25 protein-coding genes are annotated in these 22349 nt (G+C 71.2%); 12 read left to right on the top strand and 13 right to left on the bottom strand.

What is annotated here, in order from left to right:
* Positions 1-3 precede the first annotated feature (3 nt).
* From OG488_RS20795 to OG488_RS20775, 5 genes are all read right to left on the bottom strand, one after another.
* A complete protein-coding gene (locus OG488_RS20795; protein ID WP_329231306.1) occupies positions 4-1521 on the bottom strand; it encodes an ABC transporter substrate-binding protein in 1518 nt (505 codons plus the stop codon).
* Between the two features lie 27 nt (positions 1522-1548).
* Positions 1549-2142: a GNAT family N-acetyltransferase gene (locus OG488_RS20790; RefSeq protein ID WP_329238863.1), complete on the bottom strand. Its 594-nt coding sequence runs from the start codon at positions 2140-2142 to the stop codon at positions 1549-1551.
* A 174-nt stretch (positions 2143-2316) separates the two neighbouring features.
* Positions 2317-2832 (bottom strand): 2-C-methyl-D-erythritol 2,4-cyclodiphosphate synthase, encoded by a 516-nt coding sequence (gene ispF / locus OG488_RS20785; RefSeq protein WP_329231304.1) that lies wholly within the window; start codon positions 2830-2832, stop codon positions 2317-2319.
* Positions 2822-3586, bottom strand: a complete 765-nt coding sequence (gene ispD, locus OG488_RS20780) for a 2-C-methyl-D-erythritol 4-phosphate cytidylyltransferase (RefSeq protein WP_329231303.1) — start codon at positions 3584-3586, stop codon at positions 2822-2824. Before ispD ends, ispF begins: the two co-directional genes overlap by 11 nt.
* A gap of 396 nt (positions 3587-3982) precedes the next feature.
* A complete protein-coding gene (locus OG488_RS20775) occupies positions 3983-4465 on the bottom strand; it encodes a CarD family transcriptional regulator (protein ID WP_006380568.1) in 483 nt (160 codons plus the stop codon).
* A gap of 677 nt (positions 4466-5142) precedes the next feature.
* On the opposite strand from OG488_RS20775, the gene OG488_RS20770 reads away from it, so the two are divergent.
* Complete coding sequence (locus OG488_RS20770; RefSeq protein ID WP_329231302.1) at positions 5143-5799, top strand: DUF461 domain-containing protein; 657 nt, start codon at positions 5143-5145, stop codon at positions 5797-5799.
* 58 nt (positions 5800-5857) lie between these two features.
* Here OG488_RS20770 and OG488_RS20765 read toward each other — a convergent pair whose 3' ends face one another.
* Both OG488_RS20765 and OG488_RS20760 read right to left on the bottom strand, forming a co-directional pair.
* Positions 5858-6538 (bottom strand): response regulator transcription factor, encoded by a 681-nt coding sequence (locus tag OG488_RS20765; protein ID WP_014047499.1) that lies wholly within the window; start codon positions 6536-6538, stop codon positions 5858-5860.
* Positions 6535-7803: a sensor histidine kinase gene (locus OG488_RS20760; RefSeq protein WP_329231300.1), complete on the bottom strand. Its 1269-nt coding sequence runs from the start codon at positions 7801-7803 to the stop codon at positions 6535-6537. The genes OG488_RS20765 and OG488_RS20760 overlap by 4 nt, the downstream gene beginning before the upstream one ends.
* Positions 7804-8001: 198 nt before the next feature.
* On the opposite strand from OG488_RS20760, the gene phoU reads away from it, so the two are divergent.
* Positions 8002-8679 (top strand): phosphate signaling complex protein PhoU, encoded by a 678-nt coding sequence (gene phoU, locus OG488_RS20755; RefSeq protein ID WP_329231298.1) that lies wholly within the window; start codon positions 8002-8004, stop codon positions 8677-8679.
* A 227-nt stretch (positions 8680-8906) separates the two neighbouring features.
* Complete coding sequence (locus OG488_RS20750; protein WP_329231296.1) at positions 8907-9047, top strand: hypothetical protein; 141 nt, start codon at positions 8907-8909, stop codon at positions 9045-9047.
* A 71-nt stretch (positions 9048-9118) separates the two neighbouring features.
* On the opposite strand, the gene OG488_RS20745 is transcribed toward OG488_RS20750, so the two are convergent.
* Entirely contained in the window at positions 9119-10396 is a 1278-nt protein-coding gene (locus OG488_RS20745; RefSeq protein ID WP_329231294.1) for an MDR family MFS transporter, read from the bottom strand.
* Between the two features lie 220 nt (positions 10397-10616).
* Between OG488_RS20745 and OG488_RS20740 the strand changes: the two genes are divergently transcribed.
* On the top strand, positions 10617-11378 hold the full coding sequence (locus OG488_RS20740) for a phosphoglyceromutase (RefSeq protein ID WP_147958379.1): 762 nt from the start codon (positions 10617-10619) through the stop codon (positions 11376-11378).
* Between the two features lie 166 nt (positions 11379-11544).
* Here OG488_RS20740 and OG488_RS20735 read toward each other — a convergent pair whose 3' ends face one another.
* Positions 11545-11823, bottom strand: coding sequence for a hypothetical protein (locus OG488_RS20735; protein ID WP_329231293.1), 279 nt, complete (start codon positions 11821-11823; stop codon positions 11545-11547).
* Positions 11824-12048: 225 nt separating this feature from the next.
* Between OG488_RS20735 and OG488_RS20730 the strand changes: the two genes are divergently transcribed.
* From OG488_RS20730 to OG488_RS20720, 3 genes are all read left to right on the top strand, one after another.
* Entirely contained in the window at positions 12049-12477 is a 429-nt protein-coding gene (locus OG488_RS20730; RefSeq protein ID WP_329231291.1) for a VOC family protein, read from the top strand.
* 550 nt (positions 12478-13027) lie between these two features.
* Positions 13028-13276, top strand: coding sequence for a hypothetical protein (locus OG488_RS20725; RefSeq protein WP_329231289.1), 249 nt, complete (start codon positions 13028-13030; stop codon positions 13274-13276).
* On the top strand, positions 13273-13515 hold the full coding sequence (locus OG488_RS20720) for a hypothetical protein (protein ID WP_329231287.1): 243 nt from the start codon (positions 13273-13275) through the stop codon (positions 13513-13515). The genes OG488_RS20725 and OG488_RS20720 overlap by 4 nt, the downstream gene beginning before the upstream one ends.
* 30 nt (positions 13516-13545) lie before the next feature.
* Here OG488_RS20720 and OG488_RS20715 read toward each other — a convergent pair whose 3' ends face one another.
* Positions 13546-14058 carry a MarR family winged helix-turn-helix transcriptional regulator gene (locus OG488_RS20715; RefSeq protein ID WP_329231285.1) on the bottom strand — a complete coding sequence of 171 codons (513 nt, stop codon included), beginning with the start codon at positions 14056-14058 and terminating at the stop codon, positions 13546-13548.
* 76 nt (positions 14059-14134) lie between these two features.
* Between OG488_RS20715 and OG488_RS20710 the strand changes: the two genes are divergently transcribed.
* Together OG488_RS20710 and OG488_RS20705 are read left to right on the top strand one after the other, a co-directional pair.
* On the top strand, positions 14135-14869 hold the full coding sequence (locus tag OG488_RS20710) for a nitroreductase family protein (protein WP_329231283.1): 735 nt from the start codon (positions 14135-14137) through the stop codon (positions 14867-14869).
* A gap of 2 nt (positions 14870-14871) precedes the next feature.
* Positions 14872-15816, top strand: coding sequence for an EamA family transporter (locus OG488_RS20705; RefSeq protein WP_329231282.1), 945 nt, complete (start codon positions 14872-14874; stop codon positions 15814-15816).
* Here the strand turns inward: OG488_RS20705 and OG488_RS20700 are convergent.
* Positions 15785-16564: a hypothetical protein gene (locus OG488_RS20700; protein ID WP_329231281.1), complete on the bottom strand. Its 780-nt coding sequence runs from the start codon at positions 16562-16564 to the stop codon at positions 15785-15787. The genes OG488_RS20705 and OG488_RS20700 overlap by 32 nt on opposite strands.
* 221 nt (positions 16565-16785) lie before the next feature.
* Here OG488_RS20700 and OG488_RS20695 point away from each other — a divergent pair, with 221 nt between their 5' ends.
* Positions 16786-17769, top strand: coding sequence for a phosphotransferase family protein (locus OG488_RS20695; RefSeq protein WP_329231279.1), 984 nt, complete (start codon positions 16786-16788; stop codon positions 17767-17769).
* A 78-nt stretch (positions 17770-17847) separates the two neighbouring features.
* Here the strand turns inward: OG488_RS20695 and OG488_RS20690 are convergent, their stop codons facing one another.
* Together OG488_RS20690 and mshA are read right to left on the bottom strand one after the other, a co-directional pair.
* Entirely contained in the window at positions 17848-18354 is a 507-nt protein-coding gene (locus OG488_RS20690) for a YbjN domain-containing protein (RefSeq protein ID WP_329231278.1), read from the bottom strand.
* A gap of 65 nt (positions 18355-18419) precedes the next feature.
* Positions 18420-19769 carry a D-inositol-3-phosphate glycosyltransferase gene (gene mshA, locus OG488_RS20685; RefSeq protein WP_329231276.1) on the bottom strand — a complete coding sequence of 450 codons (1350 nt, stop codon included), beginning with the start codon at positions 19767-19769 and terminating at the stop codon, positions 18420-18422.
* Positions 19770-19961: 192 nt separating this feature from the next.
* On the opposite strand from mshA, the gene OG488_RS20680 reads away from it, so the two are divergent.
* The gene (locus tag OG488_RS20680) at positions 19962-20744 is read left to right on the top strand and encodes a class I SAM-dependent methyltransferase (protein WP_329231275.1); all 783 of its coding nucleotides are present in this window, start codon (positions 19962-19964) and stop codon (positions 20742-20744) included.
* 268 nt (positions 20745-21012) lie between these two features.
* The gene (locus OG488_RS20675) at positions 21013-22080 is read left to right on the top strand and encodes a C40 family peptidase (RefSeq protein ID WP_329231273.1); all 1068 of its coding nucleotides are present in this window, start codon (positions 21013-21015) and stop codon (positions 22078-22080) included.
* Positions 22081-22349: the final 269 nt, after the last annotated feature.

Here is a 22349-nt window from a genome sequence, read left to right as displayed (position 1 = left end):
CGGTCACCCGACGCGCGTGTCGGCGGTGATGAGGGTGCGTTCCATCGGGTCGAGCGCGACGCCTTCGACGCGGGCGTCGTCGTACCCCTGGACGAAGCGCTCGTGGACGAGCGGCACGAGGGCGTCGGCGCCGAGGACGGCGGCTTCGGCGGTCATCTCGGCCGCGTGGCGGGCGTCGGTGCCGGTCAGCGAGCCGGCCTTGTCCACCGCGGCGTCGACCCGCTCGTCGCACAGCTGGGAGATGTTGAAGCTGCCGTCGCAGGTGAAGTCGGAGGCGAGGTAGGAGAGGGGGTCGGCGGTGTCGAGCAGGGTGTTGCGGGCCTGGATGAACGCGTCGTACGTGCCGGCGAGCGCGTCGGCCTCCATCTGCGCGTAGTCGCGGACGACCTGCCTGACGGTGAAGCCGCGCTTCTCCAGCTGCTGCTGGACGAGGGTCGCGGCCTCGGGGAGCTCAGGGCGGTTGGTGTAGGTGGCGAGGACGATCTCCTTCGTCCCCTCGACCTCCGCGCGGCTCGCCGCCCGGGCCCGGCCGGTGGGTGCGGTCCGCTTGTCGGCGGCCCAGGGGACGCCGGGGCCGAGGAGCCCTCGCGCGGTGTCGGCGCGTCCCTCGTACACCCCGTCGACCAGGGCCTTCGAGTCGATGGCTTCGCGGGCGGCGGCACGCATGGCCGGGTCGGCGAAGACGCCGTGCCGGGTGTTGAGGGAGAGGCCGTTGGTCCGGGCGGACGGGAATGCGTGGACGTACGAGTCGCCGAGGAGCGAGGCCTGGGATATCGGTACGTACTCGGCGACGTCGACGGCCTTCGTGCGCAGCGCGTTGGCGCGGGCGGTGCCGTCCGCGGCGAACGTGACGTCGACGCCCGGGGCCTTCGCCTTGCCACCCCAGTAGCCGTCGTTGCGCTCCAGGGTGGCGGCCACCGCGCCCTTGACGTCGGTCAGGGTGAACGGGCCGGTGGCGTGCCCGGCGGGGTTCACCTTGCCGTTCTCGTAGGCACCGGCGGACAGGATCGTGAGCGACGGGTTGGCGAGCCGCTGCGGGAGCAGCGGGTCCGCCTTGCCGGTGACGATCCGTACGGTGTTCCCGCCTGTGGCCGTGGCCTTGAGAGTGGTGTCGGACAGGACCCTGGGCAGCGGGGACGCCTTGCCCGCGGCGGTGAGGGACCGCACGACCGCGCCGGCGTCGACCTTCGCGCCGTCCTGGAACAGGGCGTCGCGGAGGGTGAACGTCCAGGTGGTGGGGTTCTCCTGCTTCCAGGACGCGGCGAGCGCGGGCCGGGCGGCACCGTTCCGGTCGAGCGTGGTGAGGCCCTCGACGACGGCGAGCCTGCTCAGGGTGACGGCGTCGTCCCCGTACGGGGACATGGCCTGGGCGGGCGGGAAGGCCATGACGACCCGGAGCCGCTGCGCGTCGCCGGACGCTCCGGAGCCGCTCGACGAGGAACAGGCGGCGAGCGGGAAGAGCAGGGCGGCAGCGGCGGCGACGGCCGGCAGCGGGGAGCGGCGGCTTCGGGACGTAGGCATGACGAAGACCCTATATGAAAACGATTATCATCTGATATTCGGGGTGACGGAGCCCGGGGCGGACACCGGGACAGCCGGCATCGGCAGCTCGAAGTGGACGATGCCCTGACCGCCGCCCGGCAGCGCGCGTTCGTCGCAGACCTCGTGGGAGAGCGACCGCCAGAACGGCTCGGCGCCCGGCACGGCCGGATCGGTGTGCAGGTAGAGCGAGGTGTAGCCGCCCGCCCGCGCGGCGAAGTCCCCGAGCTCGCGCACCAGCCGACGGGCCAGACCGTGCCGGCGATGCTCGGGGCGTACGTAGATGCGGCACAGCTGGGCCGTCGAGCCGGAGGGGAAACGGTCCGCGACCCACTGCGGATTGGGCGGCGCCTGCGGGCCCCGGTCCCGTACCGCACCCGTCGCCACGACCTCGTCGCCCCGCACGACGACCAGGAGGGTGCAGCGCGCGGGGCGCAGGTAGGCGCCCTCGATGTCGATGATGTCGGCGTGCCAGCGGGGCACATAGCCCGAGCGCAGGTCGCGGTAGACGGTGTCCAGCATGACGGCCCGGGCGCCGCCGACGTCCTGGACGGTGGCGGTCCGCACGACGTACCCGTCGACACCGGTCGGCGCGTCCTGCATCGTCGTCGCCCCGACGGTCGCGCTCACCACGGACACTCACCCTCGCCCTCAGCCCCTACGGCACATCACTTGCCGCACCAGCGTACGTGCGAGTGATGTGCAATAAGGCGGCGGGGGTTCCGCACCGCTCTCCGCCGGGGACGGAGCGCCGTCCCCGGCGGGCGGACCCGCCGGTCAGCCTTCGGCGCGGTAGACCAGTGCGGTCGCGATGCCCGCGATGCCCTCGCCCCGGCCGGTGAACCCGAGGCCGTCCGAGGTGGCGGCGGAGAGCGAGACCGGCGCGCCGACCGCGTCGGACAGCACCTTCTGGGCCTCGTCGCGCCGCTTGCCGATCTTCGGCCGGAGACCGACGACCTGGACCGCCACGTTGCCGATGGCGAAGCCCTCGGCCCGTACGATCCGGGCGGCCTCGGTCAGCAGGGTCACACCGGCGGCCCCCGACCACTCAGGGCGGCCGGTACCGAAGTGCTGCCCCAGGTCACCGAGCCCGGCGGCCGAGAACAGCGCGTTGCAGGCGGCGTGCGCCACGACGTCCGCGTCGGAGTGCCCGGCCAGACCGGGGCCCTCGCCCTCCCACAGCAGCCCGGCGCACCAGAGCTCCCGGCCCTCCTCGAAGGCGTGGATGTCGGTCCCGATGCCGACGAGCGGAATCACGGGGGCCGGCTGCCGCTTCACTGCCTCAGAATCCATCGTTCGCCCTCCGGCGTGCGAGAACGGCCTCGGCCAGGACCAGGTCCAGGGGCCGGGTCACCTTGAACGCCTCCTCGTGCCCGGGCACGACGACGACCGGCGAGCCCAGCCGTTCGACCATGCCCGCGTCGTCGGTCGCCCCCTCACCGTCGACGGCGACGCTCCCGTGCGCCCGCACGAGCGTGGCCCGGTCGAAGCCCTGCGGGGTCTGGACCGCGCGCAGCCGTGCCCGCACGGGGGTCGAGAGGACGGGCTCCGGCGCCCCAGGCTCTCCCGGCTCGACCTCCTTGACGGTGTCGGCGAGAGGAAGCGCGGGAACGACGGCGGGAGCCCCGTCCCGTACGGCTTCGATGACGGCGTCCACGGTGTCGACCGGCACGAGGGGACGCGCCGCGTCGTGGACGAGCACGACGGAGACGTCGTCCGGCAGGGCGTCGAGGCCGAGGCTCACGGACTCCTGGCGTGTCGCACCACCGGCGACGACGACGTAGTCGGTGCGCTCCGGCAGCGCGTGCCCGTCGATGAGGTTCTTGACCTCGGGCGCGCCGTCCGGGGGCGCCACCACGACGACGAGCGAGACGGCGCGGGACGCGGCCATCGCCCGTACGGCGTGGATCAGCATGGGGGTACCGCCGAGCGCACGCAGCGCCTTCGGGGCACCCGGGCCGAGCCGGACACCGCGACCCGCTGCGGGGATCACCGCTGCGGTGCGGGAGGGGCTCGGTTCAGCAGGCGTCGGTGACATCGATGACATCCGTAGCACTCCGAAGCTTCGGCAGGTTTGTTTCCACGGCGGACGTGGGTATGGCCTGGGCGTGCCCCCGACCGTAGGTTGGGGGAGCCGGGCGCGACGCCTTGACCTGACCGGGACCCCTTCCGTGACCCCTGGTCGGCCAAGCCGCAGGGCTCGGTGGAGGGTCGTCGAAGGAGACGGCACAGGGGGGCGTCGGATCGTCTCCCGGGCAGGTCCATGTCCCGGACTTTCGGGCAGACCCTCGTCCGGATCCGGACAACGTCATGCGCGGATCCGAACATGCCGCAGCGCCCGACGACTCGCCGTCAAGACGGCTGGTCAGCGGGCACCGCGGCATATGTCGTACGACCGGATTCAGTTCGCCGGCGTCATCCGGTCAACCGGTGTGATCCGGTTTCAGGACGCGAGAACCTCGTCGAGCAGGGCCTCGGCCTTGTCCTCGTTCGTGTTCTCCGCGAGAGCGAGCTCGCTCACCAGGATCTGGCGGGCCTTGGCGAGCATGCGCTTCTCACCTGCGGAGAGTCCACGCTCGCGCTCGCGACGCCACAGGTCACGCACCACTTCGGCGACCTTGATGACATCGCCGGAGGCGAGCTTCTCGAGATTTGCCTTGTAGCGTCGGGACCAGTTCGTCGGCTCTTCGGCGTACGGCGCGCGCAGCACCTCGAAGACCCGGTCCAGCCCTTCCTGCCCGACTACGTCACGCACACCGACGAACTCCGCATTGTCCGCCGGCACACGAACCGTCAAGTCGCCCTGGGCGACCTTGAGCACCAAGTAGGTCTTGTCCACGCCTTTGATCTGGCGAGTTTCGATAGCCTCGATCAGCGCGGCCCCGTGATGGGGATAGACCACGGTGTCGCCAACCTTGAACGTCATGTGACAGGTACCCCTTCCGTGGCTATCCAGAGTAACACGAGAACGGCATCTCCTGAATGGCGTTTTCGCAGGTCAGGGCATATCTCGGGGCTTGACAACTGCAACACGAACGTGCTGCGCGAGCCTTCCGGAAGGCGATATTCGCAGGTCGGAGCGGGCGTACGGCCGAGCCGAAACACGTGCGTCACACATGCCGGAAGCCCTCCAGAAGGGGCCGAACGTCCCGTTTTGCCGGTTTCCGGATGGTGAACTTTCCGTACTCCGTTCGGACCTCGATCACCCGTACGGCTCTTAGTGTCCGTGGTCATTGAAATTGATCAACGGCCCGGGACCGGGTGGATTATGCGCGGGAAATGCGCCGCCGCCCGGAAATCGATCATCGGCCGATCAACGACGCAGCTCACCCCCTGTTTTGTGAACACCGTGCGAATCGTGAGGGGTGTGGAGACGCCCAGGACGCGGCCTGAGGACATCAGGCGCCCCGACGGGAACTGTCGACCCGCGGCCGGGCTCACAGGTCGGTCGGCCCAAGGGGCGGGTCGGGTGCGGGCCCGGGACGACGGCTCGGTAACCTGAGGCCGCTGACACACACTTAGGGCGGCTTTACGGCCGCTCGGGCCTTCCTGTCCGCAGAGTCCGAAGTCCGCAGTCCGATCGTTCAAGGAGTTGCCGCCGCCGTGAGCCGCAGCCTTCGACACGGCGCCCTCGCCGCCACTGCCCTCGTGTTCTCGATCGCCGCTCTGTCCGCGTGCAGCGCCGGCAACGACGCGCAGACGCTTCAGGTCAGGCCGGACAACGCAGCCACCGCTGTCGACTCCATCAAGATCCAGAACCTGAACATCATCACCCAGCCCGAAGCGGACGCCGAGGGTCCGGCGGTCATCGCCGCCACCCTGTTCAACGACGGCACGAAGCGCGAGATCGTGGAGAAGGTCACCCTGCCGGGCACCTCCACGACCGTGAAGCTGCAGGCCGCCAAGGGCAAGGGACCGCTCGTGGTCCCGGCCGGCGGACGGGTCGTCATCGGCGGGAAGAACAACGCCTCGGCCGTGATCGAGAACGGCCGGGAGGCGGGACGCAACGGCAACGTGCAGACCGTGGCCTTCACGTTCAGCGAGACGGGCGACATCGAGCTCGGCGCCGCCATCGTCCCGGCGACCAGCTTCTTCAAGGACTTCGGTCCGAGCGCCCTGCCGTCGGCGAAGCCCACGCCCTCGGCCTCCGCGTCCGGGACGCCGGGGTCGGCCTCCGAGACGCCGGGCGAGCAGTCGTCGAGCCCCTCGGGCACGCCGAGCGACTCGGCCACGCCGGACGACGAGGCCGCCGAGCACTGAGCGCGCGTGGGGGGTGTCTCCGGCGGAGACACCCCCCACGTAGCCCGCAGCCCTCGGTTTACGGCTCGAACTTGTACCCCAGGCCCCGCACCGTCACCAGGTAGCGCGGTGCCCCCGGGTCGGGCTCGATCTTGGCCCGGAGCCGCTTGACGTGGACGTCCAGGGTCTTGGTGTCGCCGACGTAGTCCGCGCCCCAGACCCGGTCGATCAGCTGCATGCGCGTCAGTACGCGCCCCGCGTTGCGCAGGAGCATCTCGAGGAGGTCGAACTCCTTCAGCGGGAGGTCGACCTTGCCGCCCGAGACCGTGACGACGTGGCGGTCCACGTCCATCCGCACCGGACCGGCCTCCAGGGCCGCCGGCGTGACCTCCTCCGGCTCGCCGCGGCGGCGCAGCACCGCGCGGATACGGGCCACCAGCTCCCGCGAGGAAAAGGGCTTGGTCACGTAGTCGTCGGCTCCTATTTCCAGACCCACGACCTTGTCGATCTCGCTGTCCTTGGCGGTGACCATGATCACCGGGACGTTGGACCGGACGCGCAGCTGACGGCAGACCTCCGTACCGGGCAGTCCCGGGAGCATCAGGTCGAGCAGCACGAGGTCGGCGCCGTTGCGCTCGAACTCGTCCAGGCCGTCCGGGCCGGTGGCCGCGATGGCCACCTCGAAGCCTTCCTTGCGGAGCATGTAGGACAGGGCGTCGCTGAAGGATTCCTCATCCTCGACGACAAGCACTCGGGTCACGGAAGGGCCTCCGGGGCAGGAAATGGTTCATAAGAATCGGTCCCGTAGGGCCCGTCGTCGTCAACGGCTCCGTTGACGACGAGAGGTCCGCCGGTGGTACGACCCCGTACGACGCCCGACTCGGGCAGTCGCAGGGTGAACGTGGAGCCCTGTCCCTCCGAGCTCCATACGGTGACCTCCCCGCCGTGCGAGGCGGCCACATGCTTGACGATGGCGAGGCCGAGGCCGGTGCCACCGGTGGCCCGCGAGCGGGCCGGGTCGACGCGGTAGAACCGCTCGAAGACGCGCTCGCGGTCCTTCTCGGAGATGCCGAGGCCCTGGTCGGTCACGGCTATCTCGATGAGGTCCCCGCCGGGCGCGGCCATCTTCCGGGCGGCGATGCCGACGCGGGTCCGGGCGGGGCTGTAGTTGACGGCATTCTCCACGAGGTTGCCGAGGGCGGCCGCGAGCTGGCTGCGGTTCCCCCAGACGAAGAGGTCCGCCGCGCCGCCCGATGCCATGGTGATCTGCTTGGAGCCGGCCTGCTGGCGGCAGCGGTCGATGGCCTCGGCGACCAGCTCCTCGACCCGGACGGGCTCGGCGTCCTCGAGCGGGTCGTCGTTCTGCACCCGGGAGAGGTCGATGAGCTCCTGGACGAGGTTGGTCAGCCGGGTCGCCTCGATCTCCATGCGCCCGGCGAACCGCTGCACCGCCTCCGGGTCGTCGGACGCGTCCATGACGGCCTCGGAGAGCAGGGAGAGCGCGCCGACCGGGGTCTTGAGCTCATGGCTGACGTTGGCGACGAAGTCGCGGCGGACCGCCTCTATGCGGCGGGCCTCCGTGAGGTCCTCGACGAGCAGCAGGACCAGGCGCGACCCCAGTGGGGCGACCCGGGCGGAGACGGCCAGCGCCTCCCCCCGGCCCGTGCCACGCCGCGGGAGGTCCAGCTCGACCTGCCGTATCTCCCCGTCGCGCCGGGTGTCCCTGGCCATGTGGAGCATCGGCTCGACCGACAGCCGGCCGCCCCTGACCAGGCCCAGCGCGTAAGCCGCGGAGCTGGCCTTGACCACGCTGTCGCTCTCGTCGAGCACGACGGCGGACGAGCTGAGCACGGAGAGGACCGTGTCCACCCCCGGGGGCAGCGCGGCGTTGCCGTCGGGCCGCAGGGACGTACGCGTGGGGCGCTTCTGCTCGCGTTCGCTCCAGCGGAACGCCAGCATGGCGATCACACCGGTGCACAACCCGGCGATCGCTGCAGCTGCGGCGACCGCCGCGTTCACGTCCATGCCTCAAGGTTATGCGGGCGCGCCGACACTCTCCCAGCCATCCGGGTGCCATCTCGAACACTCGTCGCCCAGAGTTCACCAAGGGGATAGTGCCGGTTCACTTAGGGGGACGGATCCCGACGCGTTGGGACCGCACCGTGGAAGCGTGGGGGTCGGCACCGGACCCCGGCCTCAGTAAGGATCTGGAGAGGGACTTCCATGCGCGACGCTTATCACGAGGAACTCGACTCGATCGGCGAAGGCCTGGTCGAGATGGCCAGGCTGGTCGGCTCGGCGATCGGCCGGGCCACGACCTCCATGCTCGACGCCGATCTCAAGCTCGCCGAGAGCGTGATCGCCGCGGACCAGAAGGTCGACGACCTCCAGCACGACCTGGAGGCGCGCGCCATCGCGCTGCTCGCCCGCCAGCAGCCGGTCGCCACCGATCTGCGGATCGTGGTCACCTCGCTCCGGATGAGCGCCGACCTGGAGCGCTCGGGCGACCTCGCCCAGCACGTCGCCAAGCTGGCGCGGCTGCGCTTCCCCCAGTCGGCGGTGCCTCACGACCTGCACGCCACCATCCTGGAGATGGGGCAGCTCGCCCAGCGGCTCATGGCGAAGGCCGCGGAAGTCATCATCACGAAGGACGTCGACCTGGCGCTCCAGCTGGAGCAGGACGACGACGAGATGGACCTGCTGCACCGCACGCTGTTCCAGCACCTGATGGACGACCGCTGGAAGCACGGCATCGAGACCGCCGTCGACGTCACCCTGCTCGGCCGCTACTACGAGCGCTTCGCCGACCACGCCGTGTCGGTCGCCAAGCGCGTCGTCTACCTGGTCACGGGTGAGCACGCGGACGAGATCCAGGCGGCGGCGTCGGTAGAAGGAGCGTAGGTGGGAGGTGCGTAGGGGGAAGGGGCATCGGGGGGAGGGGCGCAAGGGCGCGACCGCCTACAGCGGTCGCACGTCTGTTCCCGCACTAGTGCGCCGTTGATGCGCCCTCTTCGCTGGGCATGCAATGGGTGCGGGGGCGACACGTCATGCCCGTACGCCCCCGCCGTCGGCCACGCGCTCCACGCATGTGCCGTACGCCGTCGTGTCGTACCCCCTGAGGAGGGACCATGGCCGATTCCCCCGTGACCGAACCCCAGCAGGAGACCCCGACCGAAGTGGTGCATCTGACCGTGCTGGGGGCCTGCGGCTGCGGCTCGGGCTGCGGGTGCGGCTGTCAGTCCGGTGCGCCCTGCCAGTGCGGTGGCTGAACCAGGCCGACTGCCGCCTCGGGGGGTGCCTCACGACTGTCCGTCGTGAGGCACCCCCCGAGGCGTCCTGCTCAGAGCGCGGGCTCGGCCACCGTGCCGTCCACCGGCGCCGGGGCGACGAGCGGAGCCGGCTCCGGCTGGGGCAGCTCCAGGTTCCGCATCAGCAGCCAGTAGCCGAACGCCGTCACCGTGCCCAGGACCGCACAGGTCCCCCACAGCCAGGCGGCGCCGTAGCGGTCGATCACGAAGCCGGACATCAGCGGAGCGACGAGCGCCGCCACCGACCAGGACATCGTGTACATGCCCTGGTAGCGGCCCCGCCCGTGCGCCGGGGACAGCTGCACGACGATGCCCGTCTGCGTGGGCGCGTTGACGATCTCGGCAAGGGTCCAGACGCAGATCGTCAGGGCGTACACCCCGACCGAACCCGCGAAGGCGGTCAGCCCGAAGCCGTACCCCGCGACCAGTGACGAGAGGATCAGCAGCCGTCGCGGGTCGCGGTGCTGGATGAACCGGGTGATAGGGATCTGCAGGGCCACGATCAGCACGCCGTTGACGGCGATGGCCGTACCGAACTCGGAGCTGGACAGCCCGTCCGTCCCCATGGCCACGGGCAGACCCACGTACCCCTGCTGGAAGATCAGCGCGACCAGGAACGACAGCCCGACGACGCCCATGTAGCGCCCGTCGCGCAGGACGGTGCTCAGCCGCACGTCGTCCGGCGCCGGGGCACCGGCGGCCCGGGGCGCCTCCTTCGGCCGCGACTCCGGCACCCTGAGGAAGACGACGACGGCGCAGAGCAACGTCAGAGCGGCCTCGCCCATGAAGCCGGCCAGGTAGCTGTACTCGGCGATGAACCCCGCTCCGGCCGACGAGACGGCGAAACCCAGGTTGATGGCCCAGTAGTTGAGCGAGAAGGCCCGGACACGGTCCTCGGGCCGGACGATGTCGGCCATCATCGCCTGCACGGCCGGCCGCGACGCGTTGCTGGCCATGCCCACGACGAAGGCCACGCCCGCGATCGCCACCGGATGGACCATGAAGCCGAGCACGGCCACGGACACCGCCGTGGAGAGCTGGGCGATCAGCATCGTCGGGCGACGGCCGAGCCGGTCCGTCATCACCCCGGCACCCAGCGACGACACGACCCCGCCGAGCCCGTGGAGCGAGGCGACGAGGCCGGCGTACGAGGCCGAGTAGCCCCGGTCCAGAGTCAGGTAGAGCGCCATGAAGGTGGCGACGAAGGCCCCGAGGCGGTTGACCAGCGTGCTGGTCCACAGCCACCAGAACTCCCTGGGGAGGCCGGCGACCGTCTCGTGTGCCGCCTTTCTGAGACCGGCGACAGACATAGGGCTTCCCCCCGGGGACGTACGCGTGCGGAACGGATGCGGGCCGGACCTGTGTAAGCGGTCCGACCACTGTCCGAACATTACGAAGGCGGATTCCCCGACCGCCACTCAATTGACGCCGCCCGTCAATCGTCGGCCCGCCGCCCCACCCCGCCCCGCCCCCTGTCCGCCCTGTGACCGAGCGCGCAGAGGCCGCACGGGTTCGATTACGCTCGGACCCATGGCCGACGCACCGTACAAGCTGATCCTCCTCCGCCACGGCGAGAGCGAATGGAACGCGAAGAACCTGTTCACCGGATGGGTGGACGTAGACCTCACCGACAAGGGCGAGAAGGAGGCGGTCCGCGGCGGTGAGCTGCTCAAGGACGCCGGCCTGCTCCCCGACGTCGTGCACACCTCCCTCCAGAAGCGCGCGATCCGCACCGCCCAGCTCGGGCTGGAGGCCGCGGACCGCCACTGGATCCCCGTGCACCGCTCCTGGCGCCTGAACGAGCGCCACTACGGCGCCCTCCAGGGCAAGGACAAGGCCCAGACGCTCGCCGAGTTCGGCGAGGAGCAGTTCATGCTCTGGCGCCGCTCGTACGACACCCCGCCGCCCGCGCTCGAGGACGGCACCGAGTTCTCGCAGAGCGCCGACCCGCGCTACGCGACGATCCCCCCGGAGCTCCGCCCGCGCACGGAGTGCCTCAAGGACGTCGTCGAGCGCATGCTGCCGTACTGGTACGACGGCATCGTCCCGGACCTCCTCGACGGCAAGACCGTCCTGGTCGCCGCCCACGGCAACAGCCTCCGCGGCCTGGTGAAGCACCTGGACGGCATCTCCGACGACGCCATCTCGGGCCTCAACATCCCGACCGGCATCCCGCTCGCCTACGAGCTGGACGCCGACTTCCGCCCCCTCAAGCCAGGCGGCACCTACCTCGACCCGGACGCGGCGAAGGCCGCGATCGAGGCTGTGAAGAACCAGGGCAAGAAGAAGTAGTCAGCGCTGAAGCAGCCCCCTGCCTGCGGACTTCCCGTCAGGAGGGGGCTCTTCTCTGCGCTCGAGGGCCCTGTCCGGGCCCGTCGCGTCCGAGCTCGGCGAAGCCGAGCAGCGCTGGGATGTCGCGCAACCGTGCAGGGCCGTGGGTGCCCCGCTGGCCCCCGGCTCAGTTCTCCTCTTCGTCGACCAGGCCGAAGTCGCGGGGAAACGACTCCAGGAACTCCCGTCGCGCGGTATCCGGCTCCGCGTCGCCCAGGTCGGCAAGCACCCGCAGGAGGCTGTCGCGCTGGGCTGCGGGCAGGCTCAGCAGTTGCCCGCCCATGCCTTCCATCATCTCCACTGCGGTATCCGGATCGACTTCGTCGTCCTCGCAGGTGTCGAGGAACCGAGCCACGTCGACGATCAATGCCACAAGAGCTGGCACCAGCGGATCTCTGTCTGTCATCCGCGCAACCTAACCGACCCCGATGACAGCAGGACGCCCGTCCCTCTGTGTCCGGCACGGACAGCCCTGGCCGGTGCCGATACCGGCGGGATGGATGCCGCCGTGGGGGCACAAGTGGCTGTAGGCGGCCGGCCCGGTCGAACCTCGCGCAGGCTGAAAGGCCCGCCCGGGAATCACCCGCGCATCCTCCCCGGCATCGCCCGCCGTGCACGGCACAGTGGGCGCATGGACGCAGACGATAGGAAGACGCTGGCCGGGGCTCGCGGCGCCGCCACTCGGCTGCCGGCCCAGGATCTGGAGCGGGCTCGGCGGTTCTACTCCGAGAAGCTTGGTCTGGAGCCCGTCGACGAGCGGCCAGGCGGGTTGCTGTACCGGTGCGGACAGTCGGAGTTCGCCCTGTTCGAGTCGGTGGGGGCCTCCCCCGGCACCTTCACCCAGATGGGATGGGCCGTCGACGACATCGAGGCGGTGGTGGCGGGACTGGTGAGTCGAGGCGTGGTGTTCGAGGAGGTCGACCTGCCGGGGTTGCGCACGCGGGGCGGCATCGCCGAGATCGAGGGCAACTACCCGAGCAAGGGCGCCCGGGGCGAGCGCGGCGCCTGGTTCCGCGACAGCGAGGGCAACATGCTGGGCATCGGCCAGCCCGTCGCGTAGGGGTACGGGGGCGCGTACGGCCGTTGCGAGGAGGGCGCGGCAGGCGGACACGCCTGCTTCTGCGGGGGAGCCGCTCGCCGTCGAGAGCAGTGGCACTCTCGCGAGGGCGCATCCCCGAGACACCCCGGCGCCCGTAGCCCCGACTGTCTTCTGGCGTGAGGCGGGTTCCTCCCTGGTACGCGAGCTGTTCGAGGAGTGCGACCAGGTTCCGGACGAGGGCCCTGCGGTTCGTCGGTTACGCGGAGTTCGTCCTGCTACCTGAGCAACAGCGTAAGTACGGACCCCTGTTCACCAGAGAGACGAGCCTCGAGCTCGACTTAAAGTACAACGGGACGCCTTTCGCCGTCCGTTGGGTGACTCACGGGTACCCACTCCCCCGGCGCGCAGCTCGACTCGACGCGTTCCTGGACCTGCTGCACCGGAAGCAGCCGTCCCGTCCAGGGTGGCACCCGCTAACCTGACCCCCACGTCCGCCCGTTACCCAGGTGCAGGCCCCCGGAGGTACAGGCCGGGCAGGGCGCGGAGAGCAAGGAGATCGGGGAGAGCGATCATGGGCGAGTCTCTGAAGACCTTCGTCGGCGGCACCGAGGTCGAGGTGCCCAACAGCATTCCAGCGATCCGTGCCGCGCTCCCTGAAGGGAGACGCGAGGAGTTCGACCAGGCCATCAACGACGCCGGGGTGCACGAGATCCAGGCCGTGATGCGCCACTGGATGCTCGAGTCCGTGCCCGATCCCGAGGCCGAGCGCATCCTGGTCCGGCTGGCGCAGGACGAGGCCGAGAGGCGGAAGGTCGCTTGAGCTTCCGCATCTCCTTCGCCCCGCCCGCCGACGACACCCTGGCCAAGATGCGCGACGGTGACTCGTTCCGGGACGAGATGGCGCGCACCCTGGGCCTCGACCCGTACGGACACGCCTCGACCGCCGTGAAGCGCGAACGCGACCGGCGCGAGGCGACGGTGTCCGGCGCCATCGTCCTCTACTACGTCTCCGGAACCGTGCTGACGGTCACCGTCGTGAGGCTCGTACCGCTGCCGTGAGGCTCGGCCTCACCCCCGGCCCGGGGGGCCTCACCCCAGCCTGACCTTGCGGTCCGTGTCGCCGAGGGATTCCAGCAGGTCCCGCAGGTCGCCCGCGATGCGCTCGCGCTTCTCCTCGGTGAGGCCGGACAGCAGGCGGTTCTGGTTCTCCACGTGGTCCACGAGCGCCCGGTCGATCAGTTCCCTGCCCGCCGCCGTGAGCGAGACGTGCACGCTGCGGCCGTCCTCCGGACGCCGGCTGCGTACGACGAGCTCCCGCTCCTCCAGGCGGTCGAGCCTCTGGGTGATCGCGCCCGACGTGACCATGGCGGACCGCATCAGCTCCGCGGGGGTCAGCCGGTGCGGGGCCGGACTGCGCCGCAGGGTGGCCAGGACGTCGAACGCGGCGGGGTCGAGATCGTGCGCCCCGAAGACGGCCCGCTGTTCCGCCTCGACGATCCGGGACAGTCGTTTGATGCGCCCGACCAGGCCCATCGACGAGGTGTCCAGTCCGGGGCGCTGCTCCGCCCACTGCGCCAGTACGCGGTCCACATGGTCGCTCATGGGGGACAGCATAGCTTTACCTTAGAGTTGAGATACCTACTTGCTTAGCGCTAAGCAAAAACGCTACGGTCCAGCCATGACTCGGGACTTAGACCCTCTGACCGTGCCGCAGGCGATCCGTGCGCGCCGCAGCATCCGCCACTACCTGCCCGACCCGGTCCCCGACCGGCTCCTGACCGAACTCCTGGACCTGGCGATGGAGGCCCCCTCCAGCTGGAACGTGCAGGCGCGCTTCGTCGTGGTCGTCTCGGACGACGAGGGACGGGCCGCCCTCACCCGGGCCACCGGGGGCCAGCCGCACCCCCAGGAGGCCCCGCTCACCTTGGTGTTCGTGGCCGGGAGCCAGACCTGGCGCGAGGACCTGAGCGACGTCTACGAGCGGGCCCTGCGCGACGGCGCGTGGAACGAGCGGTTCGTCAGCGGGTTCTCCCAGGCCACCCAGGACTTCCAGCGGGACCTCGAACAGCGGGGGCTGCTGCGGGAGTACGCCGTCAAGGACGCGGTGATCGCCGCGACCTACGCGATGCTCGCCGCGACCTCCATGGGCCTGGCCACGTCCCCGATGAACGGCTGGGACGAGCAGCAGGTGAAGCGGGTCATCGGCGTCGAGGACCGGGACGACCTGCACATCGCCATGCTGGTGCCGGTGGGCATGCCCGCGGAGACGCGCGCCCACCCGGGCCGACGACCACGGTCCCGACAGGCGTTCACCGGCCGCTTCGGCCACGAGAGGCACGAGAGGCACGAGGGCCACAAGGTCCACGAACCACACAACACACACGACGCACACGACGCAGGCGGTATCCGGTGACGATGAAGGCCAACGGGTCCGCGGCCGACTCCGCGATCACCGCCCTCGCCCCGCTCGTCTGGGGCTCCACCTATCTCGTCACCACCGAGTTCCTGCCGCCCGACAGGCCCTTGCTGGCCGCCACCGCCCGGGCCCTGCCGGCGGGCCTGATCCTCCTGGCGATCGGCCGGACGCTGCCGCGCGGCAGCTGGTGGTGGCGCGCCGCCGTGCTCGGCACGCTGAACATCGGCGCCTTCCTCTACCTGCTCTTCGTCGCCGCCTACCACCTGCCCGGCGGGGTGGCCGCCCTGGTGATGGCCGTACAGCCGACGGTCGTGCTGGCCCTGTCGGCGGTGGTGCTGAAGGAGCGGATCACGGTGACGCACGCCGCGGCCTGCGCGCTGGGGATCACGGGCGTCGGACTGCTCGCCCTGACCCCCCGCGCGGGACTGGACGCGGTGGGGGTGGGCGCCGGGCTCCTGGGCGCGGTGAGCATGGCAACCGGCATCGTGCTGACCAAGCGCTGGGGGCGCCCCACCGGGGTGGGCGTCCTGACGTTCACGGGGTGGCAGCTGACCTTCGGCGGGATCATCCTGCTGCCCGTCACCCTCCTCGGCGAGGGCCTGCCCGACGCGGTCGACGGCCGGAACCTCGCGGGCTTCGCCTACCTGGGGCTCATCGGTGCCCTGCTCGCCTACGCGGTGTGGTTCCGCGGCGTGGAGCGGCTGCCCGCGCTGACCGTGTCCATGCTCGGCTTCGCCTCACCGCTCGCCGCGATGGTGCTGGGCTATCTCGTCCTGGACGAGACCCTGTCCCCCGTCCAGCTCGCCGGCGCGCTGGCGGTGGTCGCGGCCGTGGTGCTCGTCCGGCCCCGGACGGCGAAGGGGCGGGAGCCGTCCTGCCCGCCCCCGCCCCCGCCCCCTCACCGCACCCGTATCAGCCGAGCTTCGCGACCTGCGCGTCGATGACCGACGTCGGCCGCTCGAAGTCGGCGTCCGCACCCGTCTTGGCGAGGTTGAAGGAGAAGAACGTGGCGACGGTGCCGCCCTGACGCACGCTCACCAGCTTGAAGGGGGCGACCTCGTCGCCCTCGCCCATCTGGACCCGCCAGGCGAGGGCCTCCTCGCCGCCGGTCACCTTCTCCTCGGTGAGCTTGGTGACCTTCTGCTTCGAGCCCTTCATCGACAGGGTGAAGCCACCGGTCGCGCACTTGGCCGCCGATTCACGGAGCTCCGCCATGTTCTTGACCGCGCCGTCACCGTCGTACGAGGCCAGGGTGACCAGGGACGACGTCATGTCGAGCATGCCGGCGAGGAGGTCCTCGGGGTCGGCGGACTCGTCCTTCTTGGGCTCCTCGACGACCTTGCGCCCGGCGTTCCCGACCGGGGTCCCCCGCTTCACCCCGTAGAAGGCGAAGCCGATGGGCTCGCACTCCTTCTTGTCCACGGTGACGTCCCCGGGCTGCGCGATGTCCTCGGGGCCGGTCTTCGAGATCTTGTGGCCGGCGACGTCGCCCTGCTCCAGCGACGCCTTCTCCAGCTCGGCCGAGGACAGCGCCTTGACGGCGGCGGGCTTGGCGGAGGCGTCGTCCTTCGCCCCCGAGGTGCCGCCGTCACCCTTGGCATCGGAGTCCGAGCCGCCGCAGGCGGTGGCGAGCAGCGTCAGGGACGCCACGGCGGCGGCAAGGGCGGTACGGCGTACGGCGGTGGCGCGCATGGTTCGTTCAACTCTCCGTCCGAAGGAGCAACAACCGCCCGCCGAGGCGTGATTCAGGGCTGTCGGAGGAGAGCTGTCGCAGTGCGCCACACTCTACGATCGGACACCTGTCCGATGATCGCCCCGCATGGTCACGGGATGTGATCGTGACTCCTCTGTGATCACTCTGTGAAGCTCCTGTGGGGCGGACGAATCCGCAGCTCAGCCATGGGAGCCCGCCTGTGCCCGTCGACGCGACGACAGCCGTCCTGGAAGCCGTCGGTGCCCACACGCCCGCCTCCCGTGAGGCGCTCACCGGGGGCACGTACAACACCGTCACCCGTGTGACGTTCGAGGACGGCGGCGACTGGGTGGTGAAGGTCCCTCCGGCGCACTCCCCGGGGCTGAGCCACGAACTGCGCCTGCTCGTCAACGAGGTCACCTTCTACGGCGCCGCCGCCGCGGCGGGTGGCGCCGCGATCCCGCGGGTCGTGCACAGCGAGCTCGACCCGGGAGCGCCGGCCGGGGCGTACGTGGTCATGACCGCCTGCCCCGGCCGGCCCTGGAGCACCCTCGCCGGTGACCTGACCGCCGACGAGGGACACGCCCTGCGCACCGAGTTCGGGCACATTGTCGGGCGGCTGCACGGTGTCACGGGTCCCGCGGGGTTCGGATACCCCGCCGAACCCTTCGGGCCGCTCTCCCCCACCTGGCGCGAGGCGTTCACCGCGATGACGGACGCCGTGCTCGCCGACGCCGAGACGTACGGGGCGAGGCTGCCCCGCCCGGTGGACCGGATCCGCGAGGTGCTCGCCGGGGCGTCGGACGTGCTGGACGAGGTGGTCCGGCCTGCGCTGGTCCACTTCGACCTGTGGGAGGGCAACCTGCTGGTGGCCGGGGAGCCGGGCGCCCGCCGGATCGGCGGGATCATCGACGGCGAGCGGATGTTCTGGGGGGACCCGATGGCCGATCTGGTCTCGGCGCACCTGTTCGGCGACCCGGAGGCGGACCTCGGATTCCTCGCCGGATACGCGTCCGCGACGGGCCGCCCGCTGGTGTTCACCCCGTCCGTGCGGCGCCGGCTCGACCTCTACCGGAGCTACCTCTACCTGATCATGCTCACCGAGACGGTTCCCCGGGGCGCGGGGGCCGATGCGCTGGCCTGGACCTGGAAGGAGGTGGCACCGCGGCTCGTCACGGCACTGGACGGGCTGGCGACGGCATGACGCCCGGACCTCGGGAAGCAGCCCGGCAAGGACGCCGGGAAGGACCGCCGCACGAGCCGGGCGGCCGCGGGAAGGACCTCAGGAGGGCCGCTTCGTCAGATGGGTGAAGGCGTCCAGGTTGCGGGTGGACTCGCCCCGCTCCACCCGCCAGGCGTACTCCTTGCGGATCGCGCTCGCGAACCCCAGCTCCAGCAGCGGGTTGAACGCGCCGTCCGCCGCCTCCAGGACCGCCCCCAGCAACCGGTCGAGCTCCTCGGGCGTGACCACCGAGAGCGGCAGCCTTCCGACGAGGTAGATGTCGCCGAGCTGGTCGATGGCGTAACTCACTCCGAAGAGGCGGAGGTTGTGCTCCAGGAGCCAGCGGTGCACGGCAGCGTCGTTCTCGTCCGGGTGGCGGATGACGAACGCGTTGAGGGAGAGGGAGTGCTGCCCGACGATCAGCGAGCAGGTCGTGGACAGCTTGCGCGTGCCGGGCAGTGTGACGACGTAGCTGCCCGGGCCGGGGCTCTCCCATGCGAGCTCCGCGTCGTCCAGCGTCGCCTCGATGACCTGCGCCGCTGCTGCTTCGTCGGATACGTCAGCCATGGTGCGAGCGTACGACAACGCGTGCGCGCGGACTCGCGGCGAGGGGGGCGGAGGGCCGTGGGACCTCAGCCGTGGTGCGCACGGGCACGGCGCCGGTGGTCGAGCATCGCCGCCGTGTAGACGTCGGCGGTGGCCGACGCCGCCGTGTCCCAGCCGAACGACTGGGCGTGCGCGGCGGCGGCCTCGCCCATCCGGGAGGCCAGCTCCGGGTCGTCCGCGAACCGGCCGAGTGCCTGTGCGTACGCCGCCGGTTCGTGGCCCGGGATCAGGAAGCCGCTGACGCCGTCCTTCACCGCGACGGGGAGACCGCCCACCTCCGCCGCGACGACGGGCGTGCCGGCCGCCTGCGCCTCGATGGCGACGAGCCCGAAGGACTCGCTGTACGAGGGCATGACCAGCACGGACGCCGCCCGGAACCAGTCGGCGAGCTGGTCCTGCCCGACCGGCGGGTGGAACCGTACGACGTCGGCGATGCCCAGGCGCGCGGCGAGCTTCTGGAGGCCCTCGGGCTTCGCGAGGCCGCTGCCGCTGGGGCCCCCGACGACGGGGACGACGATGCGCGAGCGCAGCGAGGGGTCCCGCTCCATGAGCACGGCGACCGCGCGCAGCAGCACGTCCGGAGCCTTGAGCGGCTGGATCCGGCCGGCGAACAGCGGGATCAGCGCGTCCTGCGGCAGGCCGAGACGGGCCCGGGCGGCGGCGCGGCCGTCTCCGGGGCGGAAGCGTTCCAGATTGACGCCGGGGTGTACGACGGCGACCGACGCCGGATCCGCCTCGTAGAAGCGGATGAGCTCGTCGGCCTCCCCCGCGGTGTTCGCGATGAGCCGGTCGGAGGCGTGCACGATCTGGGTCTCACCGATGACGCGGGCGGCGGGCTCGGGGGTGTCGCCCTCGGCGAGCGCGGCGTTCTTGACCTTCGCCATGGTGTGCATGGCGTGGACGAGGGGCACGCCCCACCGCTGGGCGGCCAGCCAGCCGACCTGTCCGGAGAGCCAGTAGTGGGAGTGGACCAGGTCGTAGTAGCCGGGGCGCTGACCCGCCCAGGCCTGCATCACACCGTGGGTGAAGGCACAGAGCTGAGCGGGCAGCTCCTCCTTGGCCAGGCCCTCGTACGGCCCCGCGTCGATGTGGCGGACCAGGACCCCGGGCGCCAGCTCGACCGTCGGGGGCAGTCCGCCGGTGGTGGCCCGGGTGAAGATCTCGACCTCGATGCCGATCGCGGCGAGGCGCTTGGCCAGCTCGACGATGTAGACGTTCATGCCGCCCGCGTCGCCGGTGCCGGGCTGGTGCAGCGGGGAGGTGTGCACGGAGAGCATCGCGACGCGGCGGGGCTTGCGGTGTCCGGCGAAGCCGCCCGGGAAGCGGATGCGGGGTGCCGCACGGCTGCTGCCGAGCCGGGAGACGTACTGGCTCACGGGTCCGCTCCTCCTCGCTCAGGGCATGACGCGTACGGGGCACAAGGCCCCCTCGAAGGGCCAGAACAGCGGAACTCAGCCTTTCATTTCCGCTTTGCCAAATCATTGCGATCCGCCCGGCGTGCCGGACGAGGTCCGGCGGGCCCCGCCGCTCCGCGTGTGCCCTCCTCCGCGTCGCATACGCTCCCTTTCATGCACCAGCGCCCCATCGGCACCGCGACCCGCGGGACCACCAACCCCAACCGGCTGCGCCGCATGGACCGCTGGATCGCCGCCACGCACGGCCCCGCCCTGCGCCGCAGCGACGCCCCCGTCGCGGTCGACCTCGGCTACGGCGCCGCGCCGTGGACCGCCGTCGAGCTGCTGGAGCGGCTGCGCACCGCCGAGCCGCGCACCGCCGTCGTGGGCATCGAGATCGACCCGGCCCGGGTCGCGGCGGCACAGCCGTACGAGCGCGAGGGCCTCACCTTCGCGCACGGCGGCTTCGAGATCCCCGTGGCGGGCCGGCCGGTCCTCATCCGGGCCGCGAACGTGCTGCGCCAGTACGACGAGGGCGAGGTCGCCGCGGTCTGGCAGCGGCTGTGCGCCCGGCTCGCCCCGGACGGCCTGCTGGTCGAGGGCACCTGCGACGAGATCGGCCGCAGGCACGTATGGGTCGCGCTCGGCCCCGAGGGGCCGCGCACGGTGACCTTCGCGACCCGGCTCGGCTCACTGGAACGCCCCTCCGACCTCGCCGAGCGCCTCCCCAAGGCCCTGATCCACCGCAACGTGCCGGGCGAACCGGTCCACGCCTTCCTGCGGGACCTCGACCGGGCCTGGGCCACGGCCTCCCCGTACGCGTCCCTGGGGGCGCGGCAGCGCTGGATCGCGGCGGTCCGTGCGGTCTCCGTCGACTGGCCGCTGACGGACGGCGAACGCCGGTGGCGGCAGGGCGAGATCACGGTGCGCTGGGAGGCCCTGCGCCCGGGCGGGTGAGGGGCGGCCCGCAGCCGGTGTGAGGCGGGGGCCCGGGGAAGGGGCGGGTGAGAGGCGGCGCACGCGGAGGAACCGGCGGTGAACCCCACCGGACCCGGGAACACCCGCCCCTCACCGTTCGTCCCCCTGTGTGACGGGCAGGGTGGCACGAACCTCTGTTGCTTTACGGGACAACATGGCACGATCGCGTCGTCACGCAAACGTTACTGACGGTAAGTCAGATGTACGCGATATGGCTTTCGTTGCCTTTCGCCCGGAGGGGGAGCTTGTGAACCGACGCCACTGTGCCAGCGCCGCGATCACTCTGGTCTGCGCACTGGCCCTGCTGACCGCGCCGGTCCAGGCCATGGCCGCCCCGATCCCCGAGCCCACACCGACCGCCACCGCGCCCGCCGCCACCGGGAAGAGCCTGGAGGAGGTGCGCGACGAGATCGACACCCTCTACCGCAAGGCCGGGGCGGCCACCGACGCGTACAACCTCGCCGAGGAGCAGGCCGAGAAGCAGTCCGGCGAGATCGTCCGGCTGACCAAGGCGATCGCCGACGGCCAGGCGAGGATCGCGGAGCTGAAGGACAAGGCCGGCGCCGTGGCCCGCGAGCAGTACCGCACCGGCGGGCTCCCTCCGGGCGCGCAGCTGGTCCTGAGCGGTGACCCGAACCTCTTCCTGGACGGCGTCAACCAGGCCAGGCAGGGCCAGCAGGCCACCAAGGGCATGCTGACCGAACTGGAGCGCGCACAGGAGGACTTGGAGACGTATACCAAGGACGCGAGCCTCAACTGGGAGAAGATCGAGGCCACTCGCGTCAAGCAGGCCAAGGCGAAGAAGAGCATCGACGCGCAGATCGAGGCGGCGGAGAAGCTCGAATCCCAGCTGGCGAAGGAGGAGCAGGCCAGGCTCCTCCAGTTGGAGAAGGACGCCGCGTCCACGGCGCAGGCCGCCTGGCTCTCCTCCGGCGCCCTCAAGGACATCAACCGCGAGGCGAGCCCCGCCGGGAAGAAGGCGCTGGCCTTCGCGACCGCCCAGATAGGCAAGCCGTACGTCTGGGGAGCCGAAGGCCCCTCTTCGTACGACTGCTCGGGGCTGACCTCACAGGCCTGGGCCGCGGCGAAGAGGCCGATCCCCCGGACGTCCCAGGAGCAGTGGCGGCAGCTGCCGCACATCCCCGTCCAGGACATGCGCCCCGGCGATCTGATCATCTACCACAGCGACGCCAGCCACGTCGGGATGTACGTCGGCGACGGCTCGATCGTGCACGCCCCCCGGCCCGGACGGCACGTCACGCTGACGGGTGCGGGCACGATGCAGATCCTGGGCGTGGTCCGGCCGGACAAGTAGGCACCGGGAGTTACGGCGGTCGGGACGCGGACCGGGCACGTGACGGACCATGCCCGGCGCACGGCACCGAGGGGTGAACAGCCCCTCAGGTGAAGGGGCCGGGCGGTCCGTCCGGGGCACGCGTCACCGGGCATCTGGCGGAGTACGCGTGACCGGGCGCACGTGACGCACACCGCAACGCCCGCCCGGGCGCGGGCGACCGAATGTGTGCGGTACGTGTCGGGCGCGTGATGTTTGTCATGACCCCATGTCCGTCTCATGCGCGCCGA

This window comes from Streptomyces sp. NBC_01460, from assembly GCF_036227405.1.
Lineage (GTDB): Bacteria > Actinomycetota > Actinomycetes > Streptomycetales > Streptomycetaceae > Streptomyces.
The sequence above is the reverse complement of the archived record's forward strand: the minus strand, read 5'-3'. Positions and strand labels throughout refer to the sequence as shown.

What these genes read in the sequence shown, in the direction of transcription:
- OG488_RS20795 (WP_329231306.1), bottom strand. Translation starts at nt 1,521, where the DNA reads ATGCCTACGTCCCGAAGCCGCCGCTCCCCGCTGCCGGCCGTCGCCGCC.
- OG488_RS20725 (WP_329231289.1), top strand. Translation starts at nt 13,028, where the DNA reads ATGGGCGAGTCTCTGAAGACCTTCGTCGGCGGCACCGAGGTCGAGGTG.
- phoU (WP_329231298.1), top strand. Translation starts at nt 8,002, where the DNA reads ATGCGCGACGCTTATCACGAGGAACTCGACTCGATCGGCGAAGGCCTG.
- ispD (WP_329231303.1), bottom strand. Translation starts at nt 3,586, where the DNA reads ATGTCATCGATGTCACCGACGCCTGCTGAACCGAGCCCCTCCCGCACC.
- OG488_RS20790 (WP_329238863.1), bottom strand. Translation starts at nt 2,142, where the DNA reads ATGCAGGACGCGCCGACCGGTGTCGACGGGTACGTCGTGCGGACCGCC.
- OG488_RS20705 (WP_329231282.1), top strand. Translation starts at nt 14,872, where the DNA reads ATGAAGGCCAACGGGTCCGCGGCCGACTCCGCGATCACCGCCCTCGCC.
- OG488_RS20760 (WP_329231300.1), bottom strand. Translation starts at nt 7,803, where the DNA reads ATGGACGTGAACGCGGCGGTCGCCGCAGCTGCAGCGATCGCCGGGTTG.
- OG488_RS20745 (WP_329231294.1), bottom strand. Translation starts at nt 10,396, where the DNA reads ATGTCTGTCGCCGGTCTCAGAAAGGCGGCACACGAGACGGTCGCCGGC.
- ispF (WP_329231304.1), bottom strand. Translation starts at nt 2,832, where the DNA reads ATGGATTCTGAGGCAGTGAAGCGGCAGCCGGCCCCCGTGATTCCGCTC.
- OG488_RS20750 (WP_329231296.1), top strand. Translation starts at nt 8,907, where the DNA reads ATGGCCGATTCCCCCGTGACCGAACCCCAGCAGGAGACCCCGACCGAA.
- OG488_RS20680 (WP_329231275.1), top strand. Translation starts at nt 19,962, where the DNA reads ATGCACCAGCGCCCCATCGGCACCGCGACCCGCGGGACCACCAACCCC.
- OG488_RS20735 (WP_329231293.1), bottom strand. Translation starts at nt 11,823, where the DNA reads ATGACAGACAGAGATCCGCTGGTGCCAGCTCTTGTGGCATTGATCGTC.
- OG488_RS20730 (WP_329231291.1), top strand. Translation starts at nt 12,049, where the DNA reads ATGGACGCAGACGATAGGAAGACGCTGGCCGGGGCTCGCGGCGCCGCC.
- OG488_RS20715 (WP_329231285.1), bottom strand. Translation starts at nt 14,058, where the DNA reads ATGAGCGACCATGTGGACCGCGTACTGGCGCAGTGGGCGGAGCAGCGC.
- OG488_RS20740 (WP_147958379.1), top strand. Translation starts at nt 10,617, where the DNA reads ATGGCCGACGCACCGTACAAGCTGATCCTCCTCCGCCACGGCGAGAGC.
- OG488_RS20710 (WP_329231283.1), top strand. Translation starts at nt 14,135, where the DNA reads ATGACTCGGGACTTAGACCCTCTGACCGTGCCGCAGGCGATCCGTGCG.
- OG488_RS20775 (WP_006380568.1), bottom strand. Translation starts at nt 4,465, where the DNA reads ATGACGTTCAAGGTTGGCGACACCGTGGTCTATCCCCATCACGGGGCC.
- OG488_RS20690 (WP_329231278.1), bottom strand. Translation starts at nt 18,354, where the DNA reads ATGGCTGACGTATCCGACGAAGCAGCAGCGGCGCAGGTCATCGAGGCG.
- OG488_RS20700 (WP_329231281.1), bottom strand. Translation starts at nt 16,564, where the DNA reads ATGCGCGCCACCGCCGTACGCCGTACCGCCCTTGCCGCCGCCGTGGCG.